Here is a 7,451-nt window from a genome sequence, read left to right as displayed (position 1 = left end):
CATGCGCCGGCAAATTGGCGGTGGACAGCTCCAGAGAATTATTGCCACCCGCGCGGCCGCCGCCGCTGTGCCCCATGATAAATTTATCCTGCAAGTCCGGCACAGTGTACCCGTTCACGATCTTGTCCGCGCCGTCAGAATTTTTACTGCACCGATACCAGCCTTTGAGCGTGACATTGTCCGTCCAGCCCGTGCCGTCATACATGAGTATCATGCCTTGCGGAAAAAAAGCCAGATTCAGCATGTCTTCCGCCAGCAGCCGCTCGCCTGTCGCTATAGTCATAAATGCCCCCTTTGTCGTTTGTTGATTATATAGATTGACTATCATTAGTCTATACGATGTTTGTCTGTTTGTCAATCACCCAGCATAATAAATATAATGCTAAAAGATGAAGTGAGTGAAAGCCGCGCTTTGAGTATTTTGGGCGCCAATGTCAAACAATTTCGGGAACGTCTAGAATTATCGCAGGCCGAGCTGGCGGAAAAGGCGGACATTTCCATTACTTTTTTGAGCGATGTGGAGCGGGGCAAGAAATGGATCTCTCTGTACACGATGCTCAAGCTGGCAAATATTTTTCAGGTCGAGATTTACGAATTGCTAAAACCCCTGACCGGCTGGCCGGCGGACAGCGTCCATTTGCTGGGAAAATACCACGAGGATATCAACCATGCGCTGACGAGGATCCACAGTAAGTATTTATATCAGTGCTCCGGGCGCAGACCGCGCCGCTAATACTGGAACATTCCTTTTTCGTAGATCAGAATTTTTTTGCCGCTCTGGAGCGTCGCCGTGACCGTTTTCTGCTCGGTGTTGATCAGATCCCAGTGCAGGGCGGAGTCATTAAAGCCCAGCCGGGACTTGAGTTTTTTTGTCAAATTTTTAGGATTGCCCGCGTAAGTATCGGAATACGCCGCCCCGACAGCGATGTGACAGTTGCCACTGTCGCCGCCGAAATTTTCGTCAAACAAAATATCCGCCATGAATTTGTCGATTTTGGAAAAACGCTTGTCGGTCAGGGAAAACTCGCCGATCTTATTGGCCTGTTTGTCCAGCCGCAGAGTTTTTTGCACATACTCCTCGCCTTTTTTGGCGCGGATCTTAACCGCGCCGCCCCGCTCAAAAGTCAGGTCGACGCCCTCGACATAATTGCCGCCGCGGTAGGACGGCAGATTGGCATAGTATCGCCCCTGCGTGCCGCGCCAGTCCGGCGAGGTAAACAGCTCAAAAGACGGAATATTGTGGCCGCTGACGCCCATGAACCGGCGTTTTTCGCCATACAAAATAGTCAGGTCGGTATGCTGGCTTTCCACCTGAAAAGTTTTGATCGGCAGAGCGTTCAGCCATTTTTTGATTTCCACGGCCATTTGCAGTGTTTCTTGCCACCGGCGCACCGGGTCTTTTGCATTGAGATAACAAGCCTTGACGATCTGCGCGGTGTATTCAGACAGGCTCAATTTGGCTTTGTCCGCCAGCTCCTGCGTCGGGTAAGTGCAGAGCGTCCAGGCGTAAGCGCCCTGCTCCTCGCGCCGCTCGGCGATCTCGCGCAAAAATTTCCGCGCCACGGCTGTCTCGCCCATTTTTTGCGGGTCAATGTCTTTGAGATGCGTCAGTGAATCCGGTGCGCTGATAAAAATATTGCCGTGGAGATTTTCGTATAATTCCTGCTCGCCGCGCGCGACAAACTTGCGCTGCCGGCTGTCCGCATACTGGTAAAAACTGTGCTCCATGACCGGCGGCACGACCGCGCGCGTGATGACATTTAATTTTTGCCGCACCAATTTGGCGTAAACTTTTTCCGCCAGAGGCAGAGCGGGCAGCTCCCAGCGCAGCAGGATTGTGTCGTAGGGCTTATATTTTTTCTGATGCGCGGTGGTCAGACCCCAGAACAAAACTTCGGCGTATTTATCCAGCAGAGCGCCGCTTAGAATAGTGTTTCCCATGAAAATCTAGCCGAGCCGCTTTTGGTAATGCTTGGAAATATTCAACGCTTCTTTTTTCAAAATTTTGTTTTTCAGCAGCGCGTTGGAAATAACCTCTCTCATGTGCGGATAATAATCGCGCCGGCGGATCTGCGGTGTGTATTCCGAAACCAGCGCGGCGTCCACGATAGCCTGCACCACATTTTCCGGCCGGGACCTGGGTTTCAGATTTTTCACCAGCAGCTTTTTAAAGTTTTCCAGCTTACGGCTTTCCGCCGCCGGCGCCCGAACCGCTTTTTCCACAATTCTCAGCGGCTGCTTTACAGTTGCCTGTGGTTTGGTTTTTTCTTGAGTTGTCATTTTGTCCTGTCCCTTCCGCTTAATTATATCGCCAGCCAGGTATTTTTGGTAGTCTTTTTTTATTCGTGTATTTATCGTAACTAATTCAAAACGGTTGCATTGTTTTTGCCCACCCCCACAAAACTATCACTTTAGGCGCCGTTCCGCGCAACTGGTCGGCACGGCTGGTCAGTTACAGTAAAGAATGTGCCCAAAGATAATTCCCTTAGGATATGTTAAACTAGCCGGCATGCTTGATCTGTCACGTAAAACCAAAATAATCGCTACGATCGGTCCGGCCACTTTTCCGCGGGAAATGCTGGAAAAACTACTGGCCGCGGGTGTGAATGTTTTTCGTTTCAATTTTTCGCACAATGATTACGCGCGGGCGAAGCAGGCGGCGCAGGATTTGCGGACGCTGGCCGAAAAAATAAAAACACATGTCGCGCTGTTCATTGACCTGCAGGGGCCGAAAATCCGCGTGGGCAAGTTTCAAAACGGCCGGGTCACGCTGCGAGAAGGACAGGAGTTTACGCTGACCATAGAAGACCTTGCCGGTGATGAGCAAAAAGTTTCCACGACGTATAAGCCTATCGTCAAGGATGCGGAAGCGGGACATATTATTCTGCTGGATGACGGGCGGCTGCGTTTGGAGGTTTTGCGCAAAGACGAGACCAATGTTTACACCAGGGTTTTGGCGGGCGGCGAGCTGTCCGATTACAAAGGCATGAATCTGCCCGGCATGAAACTCTCCACGCCAGCGCTGACCGAGAAAGACAAAGAGGATGTGCTGCGCGGTCTGCAAATGGACGTGGATTATTTTGCCCTGTCTTTCGTGCGCGCGGCGCAGGATGTGCTGGATTTGCGCGGATTTTTGCGGGAACATAATTCCGAGCACAAGATCATTGCCAAGATCGAAAAGCCGGAAGCGGTGGCCAATATCGACGCGATCGCGGCGGTCAGCGATGCCGTCATGGTGGCGCGCGGCGATCTCGGCGTGGAGCTGGCGATCGAAAAAGTGCCGTCACTGCAAAAAGACATTATCCGCCGCGCCAATTACAGCGGTGTGCCGGTCATCGTGGCGACGCAAATGCTGGAGTCCATGATCAATAATCCGCTGCCGACTCGCGCGGAAGTTTCCGATGTGGCCGCCGCGATTTACGACTGGGCAGACGCGGTCATGCTCAGCGGCGAGACGGCCGTGGGCAAATTTCCGATCGAGACCGTGCGCCTGATGGGGCGGGTGGCGGCTGATGTGGACGTTGTTCAATCCGGGCGCAAGAAAAAATTGACCGTCCGCAAAACTCATTTTATTCAGGAAAACAGCGTCTTGAGTTCGCTGTGCGACAGCGCGGACGAGCTGGCTGACGAGATCGACGCCCAAGCGGTGATTACTTTTTCGGATTCCGGGCGCACGCCGCTGCTGCTGTCCAAGTACCGCTCTTCCGTGCCGATCATTGCTATTTCCGACCGGCCTAAAACCTGCAGCAAGATGGCGCTTTACCGCGGTGTGACGCCGCTGCTGGGACATACGCCTTTTGCCAGGATGAGCGGCATTAAGCAAATGCTGCAGGAAGCCGAGCAGCGTTCCAAAGAGGCCGGTCTGCTCCAAAATGGCGATCTGGTGGTCATCATGGCCGGCATTCCGATCGCTACCGCCGGCAGCACCAATATGATCCGCGTGCACCGCGTGGGCGATCCTTACTAAATGACTACGCAGCGCGCCTATGCTCTGGCCAATAAAATAACGCCGCAAATGACCGCGGCGGCGGAAGACGAGCGGATACCGGCAGAAAAAATCTTGAAAGGCTTGAAATCCGGCCGGATCGCTCTGGTCAAAAATAAAAACCGCGCGATACGGCCGCTGGCGGTCGGCGAAAATTGCCTGACCAAAGTCAATGCTAATATCGGCACATCAAAACTGCGTTCGACGCTGAAGATCGAGCTGGCTAAACTAAAAGCCTGTGAGGAATACGGCGCGGATGCAATTATGGATTTGAGCACCGGCGGCGATCTGGATAAAACGCGCCAGACATTGCTTGGCAAAACTAAACTGTGTTTTGGCACCGTGCCGATCTATCAGCTGATGTGCGAAAAGCATGGTGAACTGGACGGCGCCGCGCTGCTGGAAATTATCCGCAAACATTGCGCGCAAGGCGTGGATTTCATTACCGTGCACTGCGGTGTGACGCGCGAGGTCGCGGCGCTGCTCAAGCGCCAGCCCAGAGTGACCGGCGTGGTCAGCCGCGGCGGTTCGTACATCAATAAATGGCTGAATAAGACCGGTAAAGAAAATCCGCTCTATGAACATTTTGATGAATTGTGCCGGATCGCTTATGAATACGATGTCACTCTGTCGCTGGGCGACGGTCTCCGTCCGGGCTGTCTGGCCGACGCGCACGACAAAGCGCAGCTCAAGGAGTTGGAAATTTTGGGCAGACTGGCCAAACGCGCCTGGCGCCAAAATGTGCAGGTGCTGATCGAGGGCCCGGGGCATGTGCCGTATGACCAGATCGCGCGGTCGATACGTTTAGAAAAAAAACTCTGCTGCGGCGCGCCTTTTTATGTATTGGGGCCCTTGACCACCGACATCGCCGCCGGTTATGACCATATAGCGGGCGCGATAGGCGGGACACTGGCCGCGGTCAGCGGCGCGGATTTTTTGTGCTACGTAACGCCGGCGGAGCATCTTGGTCTGCCGGATCTGCAGGATGTGCGCGACGGCATACTGGCCAGCCGCATTGCCGCGCACAGCGCCGACCTGGTGAAATATCCCGAGCGCGCCGCCGCTAGAGATCTGGCTATGGCCAAAGCCCGCAAAATGCTGGACTGGGACAAGCAAATAGAGCTGGCTTTGGACAGCGCTAAGGCCCGCGCGGTGCGTCAGGCCAAAGGACAGGATATTAAAGAATGTACCATGTGCGGCGAATTGTGCTCGATGCGAGAGACCTAGCCATAGAATACGCCCCGCATTTGTCCCCCTTGGATAAAAAACTAAATAATCTCTCTCAAATATTTCTTCAACCAACCAATGTCCCCATAATTTGAATTTATCTTGATTTTTGTTTGGTGTTTTTCTAAAATAAGTTGCGGTTTGGCGGGCATCTCTGCGGAATTATCGAACAGGAAAAAATCATCCGCTGTCTCTAAACAGTCCGGCATTAATTTTAAAGACTTGTGATATCTCGAAATTATTTTGTCTTTTGGCACGTCGTGACCGCCGTGTAAAACACGCTCACGAATACGCCGTATATTTATTTCTGGCTTTTTGGTTACGATGTAAATCGCCGTTATTTTATATCCCTGCATTTTGGCGAACTTCAAAAAATCTAGTTTGGCGGTTGTAGAAAACACAGACTCAAAAGAAAAAGATTCTCCTTCGGCTACGGCTTTGTAACGCTGGAGTTCCGCCACTTGCATCGCTTGGATATAAGCCCCTCGGTCATTTTTGAGTTTTTCGTCTAAGTTGTTGTCGGGACAAATGTAATAAACAGGGCAATTCTTATCAGTCAGAAATTTTTTGACAACTGTTGACTTGCCAGAGCCATTCGGGCCGGCAAATAAGAATATTTCTCGGATTTTCTTGCGCGGCATTACAGCGAAACGCCGAGCGCCTTTCTGGTTTTTTTGGAGAAAGAATCAAGTGCTCTCTTGACTCGATTGTAAGGCTCAACAGTCAAATTCGTTACAGTCTTTTTTATTATTGTTGCTTTTTGCTCTTCGGTCATTGCCATGCCCTCTTCAATTATTTTAAGCTAAGCGGTGTCATAACACAAGTTTTAGATGGCAAGCATGTGCGGCGAATTGTGCTCGATGAGGGACTAGCCGGTTTTTTGCACCGCACTGCTAAAACTATTGACTTTTTACTAGTTTTAGCAGTATAATGCAAAAAGAAGAGGGGTTTATGCTGAATAGACCGTTATATCTGGAACAGCTTTTAAAATTTAAGGATAAACAGCTCATTAAAATAGTATCCGGTGTCCGCCGCTGCGGCAAATCCACTCTGTTTTTATTGTACCAGGAACATTTACTGAAAAATGGTGTTCGGCCAGAGCAAATTCAGAGCATAGATTTGGAAGACCCCGCCTATCGTGAGCTGCTGAATTGGGAAAAATTGTATGACTATATCAACGCCAGATTATTGACGAATAAGAAAAATTATATTTTTTTAGATGAAATCCAGAATATTCCGGATTTTCAGAGAGCCGCGGATGGGCTTTTCATCAAAAAAAATGTCGATCTGTACTTGACCGGTTCCAATTCCCGCCTGCAATCCGGGCAGTGGGCAACAATGTTGTCCGGCCGGTATGTGGTAATTCAGATGTTCCCGCTGTCTTTCAAAGAATATGTGTCCGCCTTTGCGGATAAAAGCAATTTGGAATTAAAATTCCAGCAGTATCTGGAAAATAGTTCTTTTCCACAGATTCTGGAGTTTAGGCGGTCTGAAGTCTGGGACAAAAACGGCGTCCGGAGCTATCTGCAAGGTATTTACAATACTATTGTACTCAAAGATGTGGTCGAAAATAAAAAAATAAAAAATATCGGACAGTTGGAAAGCGTTATTAAATTTTTAGCGGATAATATCGGCGCGGTAACTTCTATGCATAATATTGCCAAAACTTTGACCGCTGATGGACGCGCAATATCCACGCATACCGTGGAAAATTATATCAACGCTTTGTGCGACAGCTATGTTTTGTACCGCGCCGCGCGTTATGATGTCAAAGGAAAAAAATTACTGCAAACTTTGGATAAATATTATTTAGTGGATATCGGTTTGCGTTATTTTCTGCTGGGCGATCAAAAAACCGACAGCGGCCGCGCTTTGGAAAATGTGGTGTATCTAGAACTGCTCCGCCGCGGCTCCAAAGTCTCTATCGGCAAAGTCGGAGACAAAGAAGTGGATTTTATTGCGGAAGGCTGGCGCGGCACGGAATATTATCAGGTGGCAGAAACTGTGCGGGCGGAGGCCACTCTGCGCCGCGAATTATCTCCGTTGAATGTTATACGCAACCACAATCCTAAATTCTTACTGACCAGAGATTTTGAACCGCGCGTTTCGCATAACGGTATTCAACAACTCAATGTCTTGAATTGGCTGCTACAAGATTAGCTACCGGCTCACGCTGGCCAGACTTTTGACGGAGGCTTTGAGCATGGTCAGCGCGGCTTTTTGCAGTTTGTTGTCCAGC

The 7,451-nt window shown here is 50.3% G+C and carries 8 protein-coding genes; 4 read left to right on the top strand and 4 right to left on the bottom strand.

The window, feature by feature from the left end:
• Nucleotides 1–283 (bottom strand): hypothetical protein (locus LBJ25_00980; protein ID MDR1452538.1); only part of this gene is annotated, 283 nt, incomplete at its 3' end.
• Between the two features lie 96 nt (nt 284–379).
• On the opposite strand from LBJ25_00980, the gene LBJ25_00975 reads away from it, so the two are divergent.
• Complete coding sequence (locus LBJ25_00975; GenBank protein MDR1452537.1) at nt 380–733, top strand: helix-turn-helix domain-containing protein; 354 nt, start codon at nt 380–382, stop codon at nt 731–733.
• Here LBJ25_00975 and LBJ25_00970 read toward each other — a convergent pair.
• The gene (locus LBJ25_00970; GenBank protein MDR1452536.1) at nt 730–1,941 is read right to left on the bottom strand and encodes an aminopeptidase; all 1,212 of its coding nucleotides are present in this window, start codon (nt 1,939–1,941) and stop codon (nt 730–732) included. The two genes, LBJ25_00975 and LBJ25_00970, sit on opposite strands and share 4 nt — an antisense overlap.
• Nucleotides 1,942–1,947: 6 nt before the next feature.
• The gene (locus tag LBJ25_00965) at nt 1,948–2,280 is read right to left on the bottom strand and encodes a hypothetical protein (protein MDR1452535.1); all 333 of its coding nucleotides are present in this window, start codon (nt 2,278–2,280) and stop codon (nt 1,948–1,950) included.
• Between the two features lie 229 nt (nt 2,281–2,509).
• Here LBJ25_00965 and pyk point away from each other — a divergent pair, with 229 nt between their 5' ends.
• Complete coding sequence (gene pyk / locus LBJ25_00960; GenBank protein MDR1452534.1) at nt 2,510–3,967, top strand: pyruvate kinase; 1,458 nt, start codon at nt 2,510–2,512, stop codon at nt 3,965–3,967.
• A complete protein-coding gene (thiC, locus tag LBJ25_00955) occupies nt 3,968–5,212 on the top strand; it encodes a phosphomethylpyrimidine synthase ThiC (GenBank protein ID MDR1452533.1) in 1,245 nt (414 codons plus the stop codon).
• 41 nt (nt 5,213–5,253) lie between these two features.
• Here thiC and LBJ25_00950 read toward each other — a convergent pair whose 3' ends face one another.
• Nucleotides 5,254–5,853: a hypothetical protein gene (locus LBJ25_00950; GenBank protein ID MDR1452532.1), complete on the bottom strand. Its 600-nt coding sequence runs from the start codon at nt 5,851–5,853 to the stop codon at nt 5,254–5,256.
• Nucleotides 5,854–6,163: 310 nt separating this feature from the next.
• On the opposite strand from LBJ25_00950, the gene LBJ25_00945 reads away from it, so the two are divergent.
• A complete protein-coding gene (locus LBJ25_00945) occupies nt 6,164–7,372 on the top strand; it encodes an ATP-binding protein (protein ID MDR1452531.1) in 1,209 nt (402 codons plus the stop codon).
• The last annotated feature ends 79 nt before the right edge of the window (nt 7,373–7,451 follow it).

The sequence above is a fragment of the Candidatus Margulisiibacteriota bacterium genome (assembly GCA_031268855.1).
Classification (GTDB): Bacteria; Margulisbacteria; Termititenacia; order Termititenacales; family Termititenacaceae; genus Termititenax.
The sequence above is the reverse complement of the archived record's forward strand: the minus strand, read 5'-3'. Positions and strand labels throughout refer to the sequence as shown.